Here is a 17,689-nt window from a genome sequence, read left to right as displayed (position 1 = left end):
GCATGGCAGACACTACCGGCGGCCCGATCCTCGTCCCTATCCTCGGCGACCAGCTAACCCGCAACCTCGCGAGCCTGCGAGGAAGGGCGATGGACGATACGATTATCCTTATGATGGAGGTGTGGGACGAGGCGACCTACGTCCGGCACCACAAGCAGAAGATAGTGCTGGTTTTTTCCGCGATGCGCCACTTCGCCGCCGAACTGCGCGATGCAGGCTGGTCGGTAGATTACGTGCGCCTCGACGCCGAGCACAATGCAGGCAGTCTGACCGGAGAAGTTGCCCGCGCGGTGGAGGAATACTCGCCGCGGGCCATTCACGTCGTCGAGCCGGGCGAATGGCGTCTGCGAGAAGATTTCGACCAATGGGCCGACAAGTTTCCCTGCGAGGTTCACATCCTGCCGGATGACCGGTTCGTCTCCACTCAGGCGGAATTTGATGACTGGGCGGAAGGGCGCAAGGAACTGCGGATGGAGTATTTCTACCGCGAAATGCGCCGCAAGAGCGGCCTGTTGATGAACGGCAAAGACCCCGAGGGTGGCGAGTGGAATTACGATAGCGAGAACCGCAAGCCGCCCAAGGAAGGCCTGTCCGCGCCGGAACGCCCGAAATTCGAGCCCGACGAAATCACGGGCGAGGTCATCACCCTGATCAAAGAGCGGTTCGCGGATCACTTCGGCAGCCTCGAGCGGTTCGAATGGCCGGTGACCCGCGAAGAGGCCGAAGAGGCGGCCGATGCCTTTTTTGCCGAGCGTATCGAATGCTTTGGCCCCTACCAGGACGCCATGGTCGTAGGCGAGGACGATCTGTTCCACTCGATGCTGTCGACCAGCATCAACCTGGGGCTGCTCGACCCGTTGGAACTGTGTCGCCGGGCGGAAAAGGCGTACCGCGATGGCCGGGCTCCGCTCAATTCGGTCGAAGGGTTCATCCGCCAGATCATCGGTTGGCGTGAATATGTCCGGCGGTTCTACTGGCACCAGATGCCGCAGTTGCAATCTGCGAACGAGCTGGGTGCTACGCGCAGCCTGCCGGAATTCTACTGGACCGGCGAATCGGACATGGCCTGCCTCGCCGACTGCATCCGCTCGACGCGCGACAATGCCCATGCCCACCATATCCAGCGCCTGATGGTGCTCGGCAATTTCGCGCTGCTCGCGGGCATCGACCCACAGGAGGTGCAGGACTGGTTCCTCGTCGTCTACGCCGACGCGTATGAATGGGTGGAACTGCCTAATGTGGCTGCGATGATCCTCTATGCGGACGGCGGAAAGCTGGCCTCCAAGCCCTATGCCGCGTCGGGCAATTACATCAACAAGATGAGCAATTACTGCTCCGGCTGCCGATATTCGGTCAGCAAGAAGACCGGTTCCGACGCCTGCCCCTTCAATCCGCTCTACTGGCATTTCATGGATCGCCACCGCGAGCGGTTGGAACGCAATGCACGGATCGGGCGGATCTATTCGACCTGGGACAGGATGGATGCCGAAAAGCGCCGGGAATATCTCGACAGCGCGGAAAGCTTTCTCGCGGACCTCACACCGGCGAAGAAAGGTTGGGCCCGCGCCTAGGCCGCCTCGTCGGTACCGGTCTTGGCCTGCGCGATCAGAAGCTTTTCCGCCTCTGCGGTCCGGCTCATCGAAATGACATGGTCGACCCCGTCGATGGTGATGGCGAGTTTCCCTTCCTGCGTAATCTCGATGTACCCCTTCGATTTCAGGTACCACGCGTGGAACTCGAAATTCTCGTCGGAGCAGTCGAGCATCCGCTGGATGTAATACCCCATCACGCCCGGATCGGTCGCGTTCTCGCGCCGCTGCTTGTAAAGGTGGAACAGGATCTTCTCGTGTGCCTCGGCGTCCTCGATCGCCGATTCCTCGTTGATCTGCGCCGCTTCGTTGGCAGGGAAGGCGAAGAACGCACCTTTATTGTGTTCGCGGTAGACGCGATCGTATTCCGCGCGTTTTTCCGGGTTCCGGAGGATGCTGTAGGCGGCGATAATTTCCTGGAACTTGTCGACATCGGCGGTGTCGGTGTGGTCCGGGTGATACATCTGCGCAGAATAGCGGTATGCCTTTTCCAGCATCTTCGCATCGCAGGTCGGATTGACCTGGAGCAGCGCATAGTAATCTACGAATTCCTGTCCGCTATCCATCGCCCAATCCGCGTGAACCTACCCCTATTCGCACCCGCAGCATAGCAGCAGGAGCCACACGAAAATTGTTCTAATCCGCCAATGGCGGAGCGCGACTTATGGCCTTTATTTTCCGCGATAGACGAGCGTTGTCAAAGGAAAGCTGCCGATTGACTCAATCGCCCTTTTCGCGGCGCAGCAGTTCGGCCTTGATTGCCGTTCCATAAGCATAGCCGCCAAGCCCGCCATCGGCAGCGATGACGCGGTGGCATGGAATGAGCACGGCGATGTTGTTGGCTCCGTTGGCGCCGCCTACGGCCCGACTGGCCTTGGGATTGCCGACGGCGGCGGCCAATTCACCGTAGCTGAGCGTCTGACCGGCAGGAATCCGCCTGAGCGCTTCCCACACGCGTTGCTGGAATGCCGTGCCCTTCACATCGAGCGGAATATCGACGGTCGTGGCTATCGAAGGCTGTTCTACGGCTGCCGTGACTTCCCCGAACAGGTCACGGAACTCTTCCCCGCCTTCGACAAGTTCGGCCTTGGGGAAACGGGCGCGCAAGTGCTCTTCTCCTTCGTGGAACGAGAGGCAGCAAACACCCTTATCGGTCGCGGCGACCAGCATCGGGCCCAGGCTGGTATCCACCACGGCCCAGTGGATGGTCCGCCCGTTTCCCCCGTCGCGCCAGTCACTCGCACTCATTCCCAGCCTTCCCTTCGTACCTTCGTAGAATCGCGAAGCCGACCCGTAGCCCGCCTCGTAAATCGCCCCCGTCACGCTGTCGCCGGAAGTAAGGGCATCGCGCGCCCGCTCCTCACGCAAAGCGCGGGAATAAGCCGCAGGCGAAAGCCCCGTGGCACGCTTGAATACCCGCTGGAAGTGCGTGGGCGAATAATCGGTGATCCGGGCGAGCACGGCGAGCGAAGGCGCATCTTCAGCCTGCCTGATCTCGTCGATTGCGGCCAGCACGGCGGCCTCGTCCCTTGCCACGTCGTCCGGCAGGCAACGTTTGCAGGCCCTGAGCCCATGTTCACGTGCGGCTGCGCCGTCGACAAAGAAGCGCACATTGGATCGCGCCGGATGGCGCGCCGCGCAGGACGGGCGGCAATATATGCCGGTAGTCAGCACGCCGGTGACGAACCGCCCGTCGAAGGAGCGGTCGCGCCGCAATACCGCCTGCCATGCCTTGTCGCTGTCGATCATCCTGCCTGCTCCATAGCCGATTGGAGGACAATGTGCGGATGAATTGTACCGGTCGCATCCCGAAGCTTGCGGTCAAAGCCATTGAACGCCAGAAACGCATCCAATGGGACGCTTCCATGCTATCTTGCTGACACTCTGGGCGCTCGCCCTGCCCTCGTTCGCTGTAGCAGAGCCGGCGGATATCGACGCCGCTGCGCGAGGGGTCGTGCGTGTCGTTATCATCGGAGAAGACGGCGGAGAGCTTTATCCGGTCAGCCACGGAACGGGTTTCGCCGTTACCTCGACCATGATCGTGACGAACGCCCACGTGGTACGCGACGCGATGCGCGATGAGGACCTGCGGGTAGGGATCGTTCCTTCAGGCGGGGCGGATGCGGTCTACGGCCAGATCGTCGCTGCTAGTTCCCGCAACGACCTTGCGCTTGTCCGGCTGACCGGAAACTTGCGCCTGCCGCCCCTCGCCCTGTCCGGCGGACCTGTCGCCAGTTCGGGCGAGGTTACCAGCGTGGGGTATCCGATGAACGTGGACCGCGCGCAGGGCCTCGACATTTCCGACCTCTTCCGCAGCCAGCCTCCGGTGAAGAGCCGCGGTTTCGTGTCCGGCGAACGCCCCAGTAGGCAATTCGATACCATCCTCCACACCGCACCCATCGCGCGCGGAAATTCCGGCGGCCCCTTGCTCGACCAGTGCGGCCGCGTCGTAGGGGTCAACAGTTTCGGCGCGGACAATGACGGCGGCGATGCGGAATTCTTCTTTGCCGTGTCCAATCGCGAACTGGTCCCCTTCCTGCGCGCCAATAACATAGAGCCGCGCCTCAACGAGCAGCCCTGCCGCAGCATTGCCGACCTCGAGGAAGCAGAGCGTGAGAGGCTGGAGCGCGAGCAGGCAGAGGCACGCCAGAGCCTGGCCGAACGCGCCGAAGCCACGCGCGAGAAACGCGAGCGCGCGCAACTCGAAGCCCAGCTTTCCGTCGCCCACGACCGCGAGGATCGCATGGCGCTAGCGTTCATCCTCGTACTTGTCGCTTTCGGCCTTGGCCTCTGGGCGTGGAGCCAGCGCGAGCGGATCGATCCGGAAGCGGACGATGCCGCGCTCCGGCTGAAGAAGACCAACATCGCCTTTGCCATAGCCGGTTTCTTGGTGGTCGTGGCCCTGATCGCTTTCCTGACCCGACCTGGCCTCGATGAGGTCGACCGGCGCGTGGCCGGACTGATGGCAGAAGGCGAAGAAGAAGATGGCCGTCCGCTCGCCGGAGAGGAAGGGGGCGACCTGGCGTTGACCTGCCGCCTCGTTCCCGAACGCAGCCGCGTCACCAGCGCGGAAACGCCCGATATCGAATTCGACTGGACCACGGCCGGCTGCGTCAACGAACGCACGCAATACGGCTATGCTGCGGGCAATTGGTCGCGGGTCTTCGTCCCGAACGACGAGGACGCGGTGTCAGTAAACAGCTTCGATCCCGATCGCCGTACCTTCAGGTCCGAACGCTACCTCCTCCCGCGCAGTGCCATGACGGCAGCCCGCGAAGCGCGTGCCAAGTATTCCGCCCCCCAGTGCGGGGACGAAGGTGCTGCGACCAAGCTCGGAGATCTGCAGGGCGAAGTGCTTTCGCAACTACCGCAGCAGCCGAACGAGCGTCTGGTCTACGAATGCGTGGCCCGAGACTAGCTCACGCGGCCAGCGGCTCTCCGCTCAGCGTGATGCGGTGCATCTCCCGCGCATAGCCTTGGTAATCGTTCATCGCATAATGCCAGGTCGTGCGATTGTCCCAGATGGCGACCGTCCCCGGTTGCCATTCCACCCGGCACTGGTGTTCCGCCTTCATTGCGTGGGCGAACAGCTCCTGTAGCAGGGGCAGGCTCTCCTCGCGGCTCATGCCGGTAAAATTGATCGTGAAGCCCGGGTTCACGTAGAGCAGCCGCTGGCCGGTGTGCGGGTGACGCACGACTACCGGGTGGGTGGCGCCGGTCTTCAATTCCTGCCCGCGAAGTTCGCTGCCCTGGTCGGTCTGCGCATAAATACCGTCAGGCGCATATATATGGTCGGCGGTGTGCCAGGCGGTGAGCCCCTCGATCTTTTCCTTGGTCGCTTCCGGCAGGCTTTCATACGCAGCGCCCATATGCGCCCAGAGAGTATCGCCGCCCGATGGTGGGAGCTCGCGCGCCACGAGGATCGAGCCCATGGCAGGCACCTGGTCGTAGGAATGGTCGGTGTGCCAGCCCCCGCCGATATTGGTCACCTGGTCCTTGCGCTTGCGGACCACGGCAATCTCGGGATGCTCGTCCGTCAGGGGGAAGTAGTTGTTGATGTCGATGCCGCCCCAACGCCTGGCGAAAGCGATGTGATCCTCCGGCGAAAAGGACTGGTCGCGAAACACCGCTACTCCGTGCCTATATATAAGGTCGCGGATCGCTTCGAGATCGCTCCCCTCGATCTTCGCCAGTTCGACGCCCGATACCTCGACCCCGCAATGCGGTGCCAGCCGCGTGGTTTCCATGCTCGCTCTCCCTCTAGTAGGAAAGTATGTCCAAGGTTCCTCCACGTTACAAGCTGACTCGGGTTGCCTTCGCCGAGGCCCTTTGCTAGGCGCGCGCCAACCTTGCCGGGGCGACTCATTTTCGCCCACCTCCGGCATGGCACGACAGACCTTTTTTCCGATCCTTAAAGGACGACAGACGCGTGGATATTTCCGCCGGTATTCAGGCTAGCCTGGCAGGGCGTTACGCCTCGGCCCTGTTCGATCTGGCCAGCGAGGCCGGGACCGTAACCGCGGTCGAATCGGACCTCGACAAGCTCGAAGCAGGCCTGGCCGAATCGGCCGAGCTCAAGATGCTGACCACCAATCCGCGCGTCAGCCGCGGCCAGGCCGAAAAGGCACTGTGGGGTGTGGCAGCGATCATGGGCCTGTCCGATCTGACCCAGAAGTTCCTCGGCACGCTGGCGCAAAACCGCCGCCTCGGCCAGCTTCCGGGCATCATCCGCGCCTTCCGCGCCATCGCCGCTGCCCAGCGCGGCGAAGTGACGGCCGAAGTCACCAGCGCCCACGCGCTGACCGATACGCAGCTGGAACAGCTCAAGGCTAAACTCACCGCGCGTGAGGGCCGCACCGTAAAGCTTACTTCCAAGGTCGACCCCGATCTCCTCGGCGGCCTTGTCGTTACCATCGGTTCGAAGCGTATCGACGCCTCGATCCGCACCCGCCTCAATTCCCTCGCCCAGGCGATGAAAGCCTGATCAAAGGACGATAATCATGGATATCCGCGCCGCAGAAATCTCCAAGGTCATCAAGGACCAGATCGCCAATTTCGGCACCGAAGCCGAAGTCAGCGAAGTCGGCTCCGTGCTGTCGGTGGGTGACGGCATCGCCCGCATCCACGGCCTAGACAAGGTCCAGGCCGGCGAAATGATCGAATTCGCCAACGGCGTTCAGGGCATGGCGCTGAACCTCGAAGCCGACAACGTCGGTGCCGTTATCTTCGGTTCGGACCAGGACATCGGCGAAGGTGACACGGTCAAGCGCACCGGCACCATCGTGGACGTTCCGGTCGGCAAGGGCCTGCTCGGCCGCGTGGTCGACGCTCTCGGCAACCCGATCGACGGCAAGGGCCCGATCGAAGCCACCGAACGCCGCCGCGTCGAAGTGAAGGCGCCGGGCATCATCCCGCGTGAATCGGTTTCGGAACCGGTCCAGTCGGGCCTCAAGGCCATCGACGCGCTCGTTCCCGTCGGCCGCGGTCAGCGCGAACTGATCATCGGTGACCGCCAGACCGGCAAGTCGGCCGTCGCGATCGACACCTTCATCAATCAGAAGGAACTGAACGCGGGCGACGACGAGAGCAAGAAGCTCTACTGCGTCTATGTCGCGGTCGGCCAGAAGCGCTCGACCGTTGCACAGATCGTCAAGCAGCTCGAAGAAAACGGCGCGATGGAATATTCGATCGTCGTCGCCGCGACCGCGTCGGAGCCCGCTCCGCTGCAGTACCTCGCACCCTACACCGGCTGTGCGATGGGCGAATTCTTCCGCGACAACGGCATGCACGCCGTCATCGTGTACGACGACCTTTCGAAGCAGGCCGTCGCTTACCGCCAGATGTCGCTCCTGCTGCGTCGTCCTCCGGGCCGCGAAGCCTATCCGGGCGACGTTTTCTACCTGCACAGCCGCCTGCTCGAGCGCGCGGCGAAGATGAGCAAGGCAAACGGCGGCGGCTCGCTGACTGCACTGCCGATCATCGAAACTCAGGCAGGCGACGTGTCGGCCTACATCCCGACCAACGTGATCTCGATCACCGACGGCCAGATCTTCCTCGAGACCGACCTGTTCTACCAGGGTATCCGTCCGGCAATTAACGTCGGCCTGTCGGTTTCGCGCGTCGGCGGCGCTGCACAGACGAAGGCGATGAAGAAGGTCTCGGGCTCCATGAAGCTCGACCTCGCACAGTACCGTGAAATGGCTGCCTTCGCGCAGTTCGGCTCGGACCTCGACGCCGCAACGCAGAAGCTGCTGAACCGCGGTGCACGCCTGACCGAACTGCTGAAGCAGGCACAGTTCTCGCCGATGCCGTTCGAAGAGCAGACCGTATCGATCTTCGCCGGTACCAATGGCTACCTCGACGATATCGCGGTTAACCGCGTCAACGACTACGAAGCGCAGATGCTGAGCTACATGCGCAGCGAACACGCCGACGTGCTCAAGGAAATCCGCGAGACCGGCAAGTTCGAAGACGACGTGAAGAACAAGGTCGTCGACGCGCTCAAGACCTTCGCCAAGCAGTTCGCTTAAGCCCCAAGAGCACACGAGATAGGGAGCCGAAATGGCTAGCCTCAAGGAACTCAAGGGTCGGATCAACTCGGTCAAGTCGACCCAGAAGATCACCAAGGCCAAGCAGATGGTCGCAGCCGCAAAGCTGCGCCGTGCGCAGGCGGCTGCCGAAGCGGCACGCCCCTATGCCGAACGCCTGTCGGGCGTGATGGCATCGCTCGCCGCCAAGGTGAGCGGCGACAGCGCCCCGCTGCTGCTGCGCGGCACCGGTTCGGACAAGCGCCACCTGCTGGTGGTCGTGAACACCGACAAGGGCCTGTGCGGCGGTCTCAACGCCAACATCATCAAGGCTGCCAAGGCCAAGGCGCGGGCGCTGGTGGCCGAAGGCAAGGACGTGACCTTCTACCTCGTCGGCAAGAAGGGTCGCGCCCCGATCAAGCGCGACTTTGCCGACAAGATCGAAAAGCACTTCGACACCTCAAACGTCCGTCAGCCGGGCTTCGAGGAAGCCGAAGCCATAGCCGACGACCTGCTCGAGCGTTTCGAGAAGGGCGAATTCGATGTCGCGCACCTCGTCTATCCAATCTTCAAGTCGGCACTGGCGCAGGACCCGACCGTGGACCAGCTGATCCCCGTCCCCTCGCCCGAAGGCGCGGCCGGCGGCGATGCCGTGGTCGAATACGAGCCTGGCGAAGAGGAAATCCTCGAAGACCTGCTCCCGCGCTACGTGAAGACGCAGCTTTTCGGTGCCCTGCTGGAACGCGAGGCCTCCGAACAGGGTGCCTCCATGACTGCCATGGACAACGCCACGCGCAATGCCGGCGACCTGATCAACAAGCTGACGATCCAGTACAACCGCAGCCGCCAGGCCGCGATCACCACCGAACTCGTCGAAATCATCGCGGGCGCGGAAGCGCTCTGACAAGGACTGGAAAAGTGAAGAAACTCGCCCTTATCCTCCCCCTCGCGCTGCTCGCAGCCTGCGGCGAAGAGCCGGCTCCCGAGCCGACCCCGACCGAAACCGCGACGCCGGAACCGGTTGCCAGCCTGCCCGCGACCGACCAGGCCTATTTCAGCGCCAAGTTCGCAGAAACCTGCGAAGGTGCCGAACCGGTCAAGAACGCCGTCTGCCGCCGCGCAATGGGTGCCGAACAGGCCCTGTGCGAATACGGTCTCGGCGAAGACGAATACATGCGTCACGAAGCCACTCTGGTTGCGAACGAAGACGGTTCGGACTGGATGATCGACAACGCAGAAGCCCTCTGTGCCGAACACGGCGCACACCACAAAGCCTCCTGAGCCAGTAGGATACCAATATCATGGCCACCGCACCCAAGCTTAACCAGAGCCCCAACGGCGTCATCAGCCAGGTCATCGGCGCTGTCGTCGACGTCGCCTTCGAAGGTGAACTGCCGCCGATCCTGACCGCGCTCGAAACGAAGAACGGCGAAAACACGCTGGTCCTCGAAGTCGCGCAGCACCTCGGTGAGAACACCGTCCGCACTATCGCGATGGACGGCACCGACGGCCTGACCCGTGGTCAGGAAGTCGTGAACACCGGCGCACAGATCTCGGTCCCCGTCGGTCCGAAGACGCTCGGCCGCATCATGAACGTCGTCGGCGAGCCGATCGACGAGCGCGGCCCGATCGGCGCCGAAAGCACCAGCCCGATCCACGCCGAGGCCCCGCTGTTCATCGACCAGTCGACCGAAGCCAGCATCCTCGTCACCGGCATCAAGGTCATCGACCTTCTCGCTCCCTACGCAAAGGGTGGCAAGATCGGCCTGTTCGGCGGCGCAGGCGTCGGCAAGACCGTGCTGATCCAGGAACTGATCAACAATATCGCCAAGGGTCACGGCGGCGTGTCTGTCTTCGCGGGCGTTGGTGAACGTACCCGTGAAGGTAACGACCTCTACCACGAATTCCTCGACGCTGGCGTTATCGCCAAGGACGCCGACGGCAATGCAACCTCGGAAGGTTCGAAGGTGGCACTCGTCTTCGGCCAGATGAACGAACCCCCGGGCGCCCGCGCACGCGTCGCCCTGTCGGGCCTGACCATGGCGGAATACTTCCGCGACGTCGAAGGCCAGGACGTGCTGTTCTTCGTGGATAACATCTTCCGCTTCACGCAGGCGGGTTCGGAAGTGTCGGCACTGCTCGGACGTATTCCTTCGGCAGTGGGCTACCAGCCGACGCTCGCCACCGACATGGGTAACCTGCAGGAACGCATCACCTCGACCACCAAGGGTTCGATCACCTCGGTCCAGGCCATCTACGTTCCCGCAGACGACCTTACCGACCCGGCACCGGCAACCTCGTTCGCTCACTTGGACGCAACGACCACCCTGTCGCGCGCCATCTCGGAACTGGGCATCTACCCGGCAGTCGACCCGCTCGACTCGACCTCGCGTGTTCTCGAACCGCGCGTCGTCGGCCAGGAGCACTACGAGACCGCCCGCCGCGTCCAGGAGACGCTGCAGAAGTACAAGAGCCTGCAGGACATCATCGCCATTCTCGGCATGGACGAACTGTCGGAAGAAGATAAGCTGACCGTGGCTCGCGCCCGCAAGATCCAGCGCTTCCTCTCGCAGCCCTTCCACGTCGCCGAAGTCTTCACCAACATCCCGGGCGTGTTCGTCCAGCTGGAAGACACGGTGAAGTCGTTCAAGGCAGTCGTGGACGGCGAATACGACCACCTGCCGGAAGCCGCTTTCTACATGGTCGGCGGCATCGACCAGGCGGTCGAAAAGGCCAAGAAGCTGGCCGAGGACGCGTAAGGACATGGCCCTCCACTTCGAACTCGTCACGCCGGCGAAGCTGGTCCGTTCGGAAGACGTCCACATGGTCGTCGTTCCCGGCACGGAAGGCGAATTCGGCGTGCTCGAGGGCCACGCGCCCTTCATGTCGACCATCCGCGACGGTGCTGTGCAGGTCTACAAGACCGAAGGCGCAGCTCCGGAAACCATCGAGGTTCGCGGCGGCTTTGCCGAAGTCGGCGAGAACGGCCTCACGGTCCTTGCGGAACACGTCGAAGGCTGAGCCTTTCGGGATCATCGCAAACAGGAAGAGGGCGGCCTTCGGGTCGCCCTTTTTCGTTTGTCCGTCGTGGTTTGTCCCTCGTCGAGCAAGTCTGTCCTTTCCTCCTGCGCGCGGCAGGGTAAATGCAGCCCGCATTATCTGCAGGAGAGGACTGTGAAACGTGTTTCCACGCTGGCAATGGCTGCTGTCATGACCATCGCCGCCCCCAATTCGCTCGCCGCACAGGACGGCGTTCCCGGCCCGGACGAAGATCCCTACATCTGGCTGGAAGAGGCCCGTAGTGACCGCGCGCTCGACTGGGTCCGCAGCGAGAACGATCGCACGCTTGCCCATATGGAAGCCGACCCGCGCTTCGAGCAGCTCAAGAACGAGGCGCTGGCGATCTACGACAGCGAGGATCGCATTCCCTTCGTGTCGATCCGTCCCGACGGCCTCTACAATTTCTGGCAGGACAAGGCCAATCCCAAGGGCCTGCTCCGCCGCACCACGCTGGAAAGCTACCAGAGCGATGATATCGCCTGGGAAACCGTCCTTGATGTCGACGCGCTCGCCGCAGCAGAGGGCAAGGAATGGGTCTACAAGGGCAGCACCTGCCTGCCGCCCGACCAGCGCATGTGCATGATCGCGCTCAGCGACGGCGGCAAGGATGCCACCATCATGCGCGAATTCGACACCGCGACGAAGCAGTTCGTCGACGGGGGCTTCGTGCTCGACAGCGAAAGCCAGGGCAGCGTCCAGTGGCTCGACAAGGACACCCTGCTCGTCAGCCGCGATTTCGGCGAAGGTACGCTCACCGACAGCGAATATCCCTTCACCACCCGCATGTGGAAGCGGGGCACCTACATCGCCGATGCCCCCGAAATCTTCCGGGGTGAATCGAGCGACGTTTGGTCGGGTGCGGGACTGCTCCGTGACAACAAGGGCGTGGTCCATGCCCGCACCGCATTCCGCGGGGTGAGCTTCCACGAAAGCATCAACTACGTCTGGCATGACGGCGAGTGGCTCGAACTCGACATGCCGAAGAAGGCGAACCTTGCCGGCATTATCGACGGGCAGCTGCTCTATTCCACCGATGTGGACTGGGAAGTCGGGGGCCAGACTTTCCCCGCCGACGCGCTCGTCTCGGTGGACCTTGAAGAGTGGAAGCGCGACCCGAACGGGGCGAAGAAGACCCTCGTCTGGGCCCCTGCCGAACGCCAGACCAAGCAGGGCATCAGCTCGACCGCCAACAGCGCCTTCATCACCATTCTCGACAATGTCGTGGGCAAGGTGCTGAAATTCGATTTCGAAGGCGGCAAATGGGTTTCGACCGAAGTCGCCCTGCCCGACAATGCCACGGTCGGTGTGGCGGCGGCCTCTGACGAGAGCGACCAGATCATGTTCTCGGTCACCGATTTCCTCTCGCCCACAACGCTCTACTACACCGACGGTTCGGGCGATCCGGCAGTGCTCAAGACCTCGCCAGCCTATTTCGACGCGATGGGCATGGAAGTCGAGCAGCACGAGGCGACGAGCAAGGACGGGACGAAAATCCCCTACTTCATCGTCAAGCCCAAGGGCATGACGCTGGACGGTTCCACCGCGACCCTGCTGACCGGTTACGGCGGCTTCCAGGTCCCGCGCCTGCCCTCCTATCTCGGCACCACGGGCAAGCTGTGGGTCGAAAAGGGCGGCGCTTATGTCCTTGCCAACATGCGTGGCGGCGGCGAATTCGGACCGATGTGGCACCAGAGCGCCATTCGCGAGAACAAGCAGCGCACCTGGGACGATTTCATCGCCGTGGCCGAAGATCTGGTGAAGCGCGGCTTCACCACGCCCGACCACCTCGGCATCCAGGGCGGCTCGCAGGGCGGCCTGCTGGTGGGCACGGCCTTCACGCAGCGCCCGGACCTGTTCGACGCGGCGATCGTTCAGATCCCGCTGTTCGACATGCTGCGCTATCACCTCATCGGCCGCGGTGCCTCGTGGATCGGCGAATACGGCGATCCGCGCATCCCCGAACAGCGGGCATGGATCGAGGGCTATTCGCCCTACCAGAAGATCGTCGAGGGCGTGGATTACCCCGCGCCGTTCCTCTGGGCGTCGACCGCCGATGACCGCACCCACCCCGCCCACGCCCGCAAGGGTGCCGCCAAGCTCAAGGAACTCGGCCAGGATTACTGGTATTTCGAGGACATGACAGGCGGCCATTCGGGCGGCGTGGACAACGAACAGCGCGCCAAGCTCCAGGCCCTGCAGATGGTCTACCTGATGCAGCGCCTCATGGACGACAACAACGGCGGCTGATCCGCCTGTCGCTTCACTGAATTGGAAAGGGGCGGCCTCTCGGTCGCCCCTTCTCGTTTGCGGTTACTCAACCGGGATGATCACCTCGTTGCGCCGGAGCGGTGGCGGCACCATCGGTGCATCGTAGAACGCGAATTCGGCAGGGCCGGAGGCCACCAGCCCTTCCTTGGCGATCCAGACGCGGAGCGCCTTTTCCTTCTCTGCCAGATCGGCATCGCTCCCGCGGCCGGAGAAACGCACGGCCACCACGCGGCGGGAAGGTACTTCGGTCAAGGTAATGTCCTGCGGGGGCGTGGGCAGAGTTTCCATCGTGTACTGCGCCGGCATCACGAAGCGCGTGCGCCATGTGCCGCTATCGCCATTGCCGTCCTGCATGACGGGCGCAGTCATGGCGATTTCCGCGCCCTGGTCCTGGATTACCGGTGCCGTCATCGCGATCTTCTCGCCTTGGTCCTGCATGACCGGACTGGTCATCGCGATTTCCTGGCCCGGCCGGTCCTCGGCAAAGATATAGGCGGCAAGACGCCGGAAGCCCGCGTTCAACGCCGGTCTGCGGTCTCCGGTATGAATCACCTCCGCAACGATCATCGGTGCATATTCACGCAGCTGGAAATCGCCATCTTCCCGGACGAGCGCATAATCCGGCTCGTCCACGGCCTGGCGGTAATAAGCGTAAGTGGCAGTTGCGCCAGCAGCGAGGACGCCGAGGCCGATGGCGGCGGCTTTCCAGAGTTTCATGAATTCGGGCTCCTTGGTCTTTGACCCACAACGCCCGTGTGGCCCCGACGTTTCCTGCTATCGCGCCGTCCGGGTGGGCGCGTGGAAGTCGGGCGGCTTGTCCGATACCCAGCGGACAAATTTCGCCAGCGCCTCGTTATGCAGCAAGGCCTCGCGATCCTCGCCGATGCGGGCGAGTTCGGCATTGGTGAAATTGGCATGGATCGCCTTGTGGCAGATCGGGTGGACCGGGACGGTGAACCGCCCCTTCTTCGCCTTGGGCACCGGATGGTGGAGCTGGACGCGCGTGCCGATATCGCGCCCGCACAACCAGCAGGTGGTGCGCCCCGCGGTCAGCCCTTCTTCTCCGAGGCCTTCTTCTTTTTCATCGCGTCATGGAAGCGGTCCGCCCAGCCGGGCTTCACGATCTGCTCGCCGCGCACCATGCGCAGGTCGCCTGCAGCCACGTCGCGGCTGACCGCGCTACCGGCAGCAACGATCGCGTCTGCGCCGATCTCGACGGGGGCGATCAGCGCACTGTTCGAGCCGATAAAGGCACGCTCGCCGATCTTGGTGCGGTATTTGAAATAGCCGTCGTAATTGCAGGTGATGGTGCCGGCACCGATATTCGCGCCCGCGCCTACTTCCGCATCGCCAAGATAGGTGAGGTGGTTGGCCTTGGCACCTTCACCGAGGACCGCCTTCTTCATCTCCACGAAGTTGCCGACCTTGCTGCCCTTTTCCATCACTGCGCCGGGGCGCAGGCGTGCATAGGGGCCGACTTCGCAGCCCTCGCCCACACTGGCCCCTTCCAAGTGGCTGAATGCGCGGATGGTGGCACCGCTGGCGACCTTTACCCCGGGGCCGAAAACGACATTGGGTTCGACCGTGACGTCGCTGGAAAGCTCGGTATCGTAGCTGAAGAACACGGTTTCGGGCGCGCGCAGGGTCACGCCTTCGGCCATCCAGTAGTTGCGTTGCTCCTGCTGCCACAGCGCCTCTGCCGCTGCGAGTTCGCCGCGCGAATTGATGCCCGCGACTTCGTTCGGATCGTCCGTGGTGACAGCGGCGCAGATACGGCCGTCATGGATGGCGATATTGACGATGTCGGGCAGGTAATATTCGCCCTGCACATTGTCGTTGCCCACCCGGCCCAGCAGGTCCCACAAATCCGAGGCCCGCGCGGCGAGCAGGCCGGAATTGCACAGGTGACATGCCCTCTCGCCCTCGTCTGCATCCTTGAATTCGACCATCTTGGCGATGCGGCCTTCGTCGTCGGCGATGACGCGGCCATAGGCGAGCGGGTCTTCCGGCTCGAAGGCCAGCACCACTGCTGCAGGTGTGTCCGCAGCATGGAGCCGGTCGAGCATCCGCTCCATCGTGGCGGGGCGCACGAAAGGCACGTCGCCGTACATGACCAAGACGTCGCCATCGAACCCGTCCAGCTCGCCTTGCGCCTGCTGGACCGCATGGCCGGTACCCAGCTGGGGTTCCTGCAGGCACGTGCGCGCGCTGCCCGCCAGCGCTTCTTTCAGCTGTTCGCGCCCTGCGCCGACGACCACGACCTTGTGCGCGGGCGAGAGGCTGTCGACGCTCGCCATCAGGTGATGCAGCATCGGGCGGCCGGCGATCGGGTGCAGCACCTTGTGCAGCGCGCTCTTCATGCGGGTACCCTTGCCCGCGGCGAGAATGACGGCGGCGAATTGTCTGGTCTGGCTCATGTCACCGGCAATGCCACCAAATGCTTGCGGATTGAAGAACCATCCTCCACCCCTCCCCCGCATGAGCGACTTCCCCTTTGCCGCCGTCGGCTTCGATCTCGACGGAACTCTCCTCGAAACGCACCGCGACCTGGGCGCAGCGGTCAATCACGCGCTGGCGCTGGGCGGGTTCGATCCGGTCCCCGCCGACCATGCGAGCGACCTCATCGGCGGCGGCGCCAAGATCATGCTGGCCCGCGCCGTGGACCAGCAGGGCGGGCTGCCGGAAGACGAGTTCCGCCGGCTCTACAAGGAAATGCTCGGTTATTATTCAGAGAACAACGCCGTCCACACCCGTCCCTATCCGCACGCGGTGGAGACGCTCGATGCGCTGGCCGAGCGCGGAGTGAAGATGGCTGTGGTGACGAACAAGTTCGAAAGCTTCGCTCGCCAGATCCTGACGACTCTCGACCTGGCCGATCGCTTCGAGACGATCATCGGCGGCGACACCATGGGCAAGGGTCGCGCAAAGCCCGAGCCGGATTCCGTGATCGAGGCCCGCGCGCGCTGCGGCGGCGGACGGCTCGCCTTCATCGGCGACAGTTCCTACGATGTGAGAGCGGCCCGTGCAGCGCAGGTTCCGGTGGTCGCCGCCGCCTATGGCTATTGCGACAAGCCCCCCCACGAACTGGGTGCAGACGCGGTCATCGAATCGCTGGCGGGCCTCATTTCCGCCCTCGAAACGCTGTAGGGCACCGTCCGGCCTTCGCCCTGCCCTTACGGCATGGCGGATCACCGCGCATACGGTTGCAACCCAGGTGCAAAAGTGCCAATCCGCGCGACAATTGACCTTTACGTAAACGACATAGCAGGAGCAGCCCCATGACCATCGACTTCAAGGACAAGGTAGCCATCGTCACCGGTGCGGGCGGCGGGCTTGGCCGCGAGTACGCTCTCGAACTGGCGCGCCGCGGCGCGAAGGTCGTCGTGAACGACCTCGGCGGTTCGCGCGACGGCACTGGACACTCCGACATGGCCCTCCAGGTCGTCGAGGAAATCGAGAAGATGGGCGGCGAAGCCATGTCGAACGGTGGCTCGGTCACCGAATACGACCAGATGGAGAAGATGGTCGCCGACGCCAAGCAGAAGTGGGGCGGCGTGCATGTCCTCATCAACAATGCCGGCGTCCTGCGCGACAAGACCTTCGCCAAGATGAGCCCCGAAGATTTCGAGTTCGTCCTCAAGGTCCACCTGACCGGTTCGGCCTTCGTCACCAAGGCATGCTGGGAAACCATGCGCGAGCAGGCTTATGGCCGCATCATGATGACCGCATCGTCGACCGGCCTGTTCGGTAACTTCGGCCAGGCCAACTACGGCGCGGCGAAGCTCGGCCTTGCCGGCCTGACCAAGACGCTGGCTCTCGAAGGCGCGAAGTACAATGTCCGCGTCAACACGCTGTCGCCGGTTGCCGGCACGCGCATGACCGAAGACCTCTTCCCCGAAGAAGCCTTCAAGCTGTTCGATCCGGTGAACGTCGTTCCGGCTGCGCTCTTCCTCGTCAGCGAGGACGCGCCGACCAATGCCATCGTCGGCGCAGGTGCCGGCGGCTATCACTCGGCATGGACCGTCATGAACGACGCGGTCTGGCTGCCCGAAGGCGAGCGCACGGTTGAAGGGTTTGCCGCCAACTGGGATAAGATCAGCGAGTTCTCGAACCTCAAGGCGCCCCAGTCGGGCAGCGAGCAGTCGGGTGCAATCCTGACCGCCATGCAGAAGGTCACGGGCACGGGACCGTCCTCGGCCCGCGGATAATCGCGCCGCCCCATATTGCGGGAAACCCCGTGCCGTT

17 protein-coding genes are annotated in these 17,689 nt (G+C 63.3%); 11 read left to right on the top strand and 6 right to left on the bottom strand.

Annotated features, from left to right (window positions below; translation table 11 throughout):
* Window positions 1-2 precede the first annotated feature (2 nt).
* Window positions 3-1,571, top strand: a complete 1,569-nt coding sequence (locus LC083_RS10985) for a cryptochrome/photolyase family protein (protein ID WP_226700417.1) — start codon at window positions 3-5, stop codon at window positions 1,569-1,571.
* Here LC083_RS10985 and LC083_RS10980 read toward each other — a convergent pair.
* Together LC083_RS10980 and ada are read right to left on the bottom strand one after the other, a co-directional pair.
* Window positions 1,568-2,155, bottom strand: coding sequence for a J domain-containing protein (locus LC083_RS10980; protein ID WP_226700416.1), 588 nt, complete (start codon window positions 2,153-2,155; stop codon window positions 1,568-1,570). The two genes, LC083_RS10985 and LC083_RS10980, sit on opposite strands and share 4 nt — an antisense overlap.
* A 154-nt stretch (window positions 2,156-2,309) precedes the next feature.
* Complete coding sequence (gene ada / locus LC083_RS10975) at window positions 2,310-3,338, bottom strand: bifunctional DNA-binding transcriptional regulator/O6-methylguanine-DNA methyltransferase Ada (RefSeq protein WP_226700415.1); 1,029 nt, start codon at window positions 3,336-3,338, stop codon at window positions 2,310-2,312.
* 103 nt (window positions 3,339-3,441) lie between these two features.
* Here ada and LC083_RS10970 point away from each other — a divergent pair, with 103 nt between their 5' ends.
* Window positions 3,442-5,007: a S1 family peptidase gene (locus tag LC083_RS10970; protein WP_226700414.1), complete on the top strand. Its 1,566-nt coding sequence runs from the start codon at window positions 3,442-3,444 to the stop codon at window positions 5,005-5,007.
* Window position 5,008: 1 nt separating this feature from the next.
* Here LC083_RS10970 and LC083_RS10965 read toward each other — a convergent pair whose 3' ends face one another.
* Window positions 5,009-5,836: a TauD/TfdA dioxygenase family protein gene (locus LC083_RS10965; protein WP_226700413.1), complete on the bottom strand. Its 828-nt coding sequence runs from the start codon at window positions 5,834-5,836 to the stop codon at window positions 5,009-5,011.
* A gap of 182 nt (window positions 5,837-6,018) precedes the next feature.
* Here LC083_RS10965 and LC083_RS10960 point away from each other — a divergent pair, with 182 nt between their 5' ends.
* The 7 genes from LC083_RS10960 to LC083_RS10930 all read left to right on the top strand — a co-directional run bounded on the left by LC083_RS10960 (window position 6,019) and on the right by LC083_RS10930 (window position 13,423).
* A complete protein-coding gene (locus LC083_RS10960) occupies window positions 6,019-6,573 on the top strand; it encodes a F0F1 ATP synthase subunit delta (RefSeq protein ID WP_222554321.1) in 555 nt (184 codons plus the stop codon).
* 16 nt (window positions 6,574-6,589) lie between these two features.
* A complete protein-coding gene (gene atpA / locus LC083_RS10955; RefSeq protein WP_226700412.1) occupies window positions 6,590-8,119 on the top strand; it encodes a F0F1 ATP synthase subunit alpha in 1,530 nt (509 codons plus the stop codon).
* A gap of 31 nt (window positions 8,120-8,150) precedes the next feature.
* Window positions 8,151-9,020, top strand: coding sequence for a F0F1 ATP synthase subunit gamma (locus LC083_RS10950; RefSeq protein WP_226700411.1), 870 nt, complete (start codon window positions 8,151-8,153; stop codon window positions 9,018-9,020).
* 14 nt (window positions 9,021-9,034) lie between these two features.
* Complete coding sequence (locus LC083_RS10945) at window positions 9,035-9,397, top strand: hypothetical protein (protein ID WP_160606355.1); 363 nt, start codon at window positions 9,035-9,037, stop codon at window positions 9,395-9,397.
* A 20-nt stretch (window positions 9,398-9,417) separates the two neighbouring features.
* Window positions 9,418-10,875 carry a F0F1 ATP synthase subunit beta gene (gene atpD / locus LC083_RS10940; RefSeq protein WP_160606354.1) on the top strand — a complete coding sequence of 486 codons (1,458 nt, stop codon included), beginning with the start codon at window positions 9,418-9,420 and terminating at the stop codon, window positions 10,873-10,875.
* Between the two features lie 4 nt (window positions 10,876-10,879).
* The gene (locus LC083_RS10935; protein ID WP_160606353.1) at window positions 10,880-11,137 is read left to right on the top strand and encodes an ATP synthase F1 subunit epsilon; all 258 of its coding nucleotides are present in this window, start codon (window positions 10,880-10,882) and stop codon (window positions 11,135-11,137) included.
* A gap of 153 nt (window positions 11,138-11,290) precedes the next feature.
* The gene (locus tag LC083_RS10930) at window positions 11,291-13,423 is read left to right on the top strand and encodes a prolyl oligopeptidase family serine peptidase (RefSeq protein ID WP_319003438.1); all 2,133 of its coding nucleotides are present in this window, start codon (window positions 11,291-11,293) and stop codon (window positions 13,421-13,423) included.
* Between the two features lie 63 nt (window positions 13,424-13,486).
* Here the strand turns inward: LC083_RS10930 and LC083_RS10925 are convergent, their stop codons facing one another.
* Genes LC083_RS10925 through glmU form a run of 3 tightly spaced genes read right to left on the bottom strand, consistent with a single transcriptional unit; the run spans window position 13,487 to window position 15,861 of the window.
* A complete protein-coding gene (locus LC083_RS10925) occupies window positions 13,487-14,161 on the bottom strand; it encodes an SOUL family heme-binding protein (RefSeq protein WP_226700410.1) in 675 nt (224 codons plus the stop codon).
* A gap of 57 nt (window positions 14,162-14,218) precedes the next feature.
* Entirely contained in the window at window positions 14,219-14,470 is a 252-nt protein-coding gene (locus LC083_RS10920; protein WP_226700409.1) for an HNH endonuclease, read from the bottom strand.
* Between the two features lie 23 nt (window positions 14,471-14,493).
* On the bottom strand, window positions 14,494-15,861 hold the full coding sequence (gene glmU, locus LC083_RS10915; RefSeq protein ID WP_226700408.1) for a bifunctional UDP-N-acetylglucosamine diphosphorylase/glucosamine-1-phosphate N-acetyltransferase GlmU: 1,368 nt from the start codon (window positions 15,859-15,861) through the stop codon (window positions 14,494-14,496).
* Between the two features lie 61 nt (window positions 15,862-15,922).
* Here glmU and LC083_RS10910 point away from each other — a divergent pair, with 61 nt between their 5' ends.
* Together LC083_RS10910 and LC083_RS10905 are read left to right on the top strand one after the other, a co-directional pair.
* Window positions 15,923-16,591: an HAD-IA family hydrolase gene (locus LC083_RS10910; RefSeq protein ID WP_222554326.1), complete on the top strand. Its 669-nt coding sequence runs from the start codon at window positions 15,923-15,925 to the stop codon at window positions 16,589-16,591.
* 131 nt (window positions 16,592-16,722) lie between these two features.
* Window positions 16,723-17,652 carry an SDR family NAD(P)-dependent oxidoreductase gene (locus LC083_RS10905; protein ID WP_160606349.1) on the top strand — a complete coding sequence of 310 codons (930 nt, stop codon included), beginning with the start codon at window positions 16,723-16,725 and terminating at the stop codon, window positions 17,650-17,652.
* Window positions 17,653-17,689: the final 37 nt, after the last annotated feature.

Origin of the sequence: Qipengyuania gaetbuli, from assembly GCF_020524765.1 — a bacterium.
In the GTDB taxonomy this organism is placed as follows: Bacteria; Pseudomonadota; Alphaproteobacteria; order Sphingomonadales; family Sphingomonadaceae; genus Qipengyuania; species Qipengyuania gaetbuli_A.
This window is presented reverse-complemented; position numbering and strand designations above follow the sequence as displayed.

Bases quoted from the DNA above. Each gene is read 5' to 3' on its own strand.
- LC083_RS10985 (WP_226700417.1), top strand. From the start codon at position 3: ATGGCAGACACTACCGGCGGCCCGATCCTCGTCCCTATCCTCGGCGAC.
- LC083_RS10980 (WP_226700416.1), bottom strand. From the start codon at position 2,155: ATGGATAGCGGACAGGAATTCGTAGATTACTATGCGCTGCTCCAGGTC.
- ada (WP_226700415.1), bottom strand. From the start codon at position 3,338: ATGATCGACAGCGACAAGGCATGGCAGGCGGTATTGCGGCGCGACCGC.
- LC083_RS10970 (WP_226700414.1), top strand. From the start codon at position 3,442: ATGGGACGCTTCCATGCTATCTTGCTGACACTCTGGGCGCTCGCCCTG.
- LC083_RS10965 (WP_226700413.1), bottom strand. From the start codon at position 5,836: ATGGAAACCACGCGGCTGGCACCGCATTGCGGGGTCGAGGTATCGGGC.
- atpA (WP_226700412.1), top strand. From the start codon at position 6,590: ATGGATATCCGCGCCGCAGAAATCTCCAAGGTCATCAAGGACCAGATC.
- LC083_RS10950 (WP_226700411.1), top strand. From the start codon at position 8,151: ATGGCTAGCCTCAAGGAACTCAAGGGTCGGATCAACTCGGTCAAGTCG.
- atpD (WP_160606354.1), top strand. From the start codon at position 9,418: ATGGCCACCGCACCCAAGCTTAACCAGAGCCCCAACGGCGTCATCAGC.
- LC083_RS10935 (WP_160606353.1), top strand. From the start codon at position 10,880: ATGGCCCTCCACTTCGAACTCGTCACGCCGGCGAAGCTGGTCCGTTCG.
- LC083_RS10925 (WP_226700410.1), bottom strand. From the start codon at position 14,161: ATGAAACTCTGGAAAGCCGCCGCCATCGGCCTCGGCGTCCTCGCTGCT.
- glmU (WP_226700408.1), bottom strand. From the start codon at position 15,861: ATGAGCCAGACCAGACAATTCGCCGCCGTCATTCTCGCCGCGGGCAAG.
- LC083_RS10910 (WP_222554326.1), top strand. From the start codon at position 15,923: ATGAGCGACTTCCCCTTTGCCGCCGTCGGCTTCGATCTCGACGGAACT.
- LC083_RS10905 (WP_160606349.1), top strand. From the start codon at position 16,723: ATGACCATCGACTTCAAGGACAAGGTAGCCATCGTCACCGGTGCGGGC.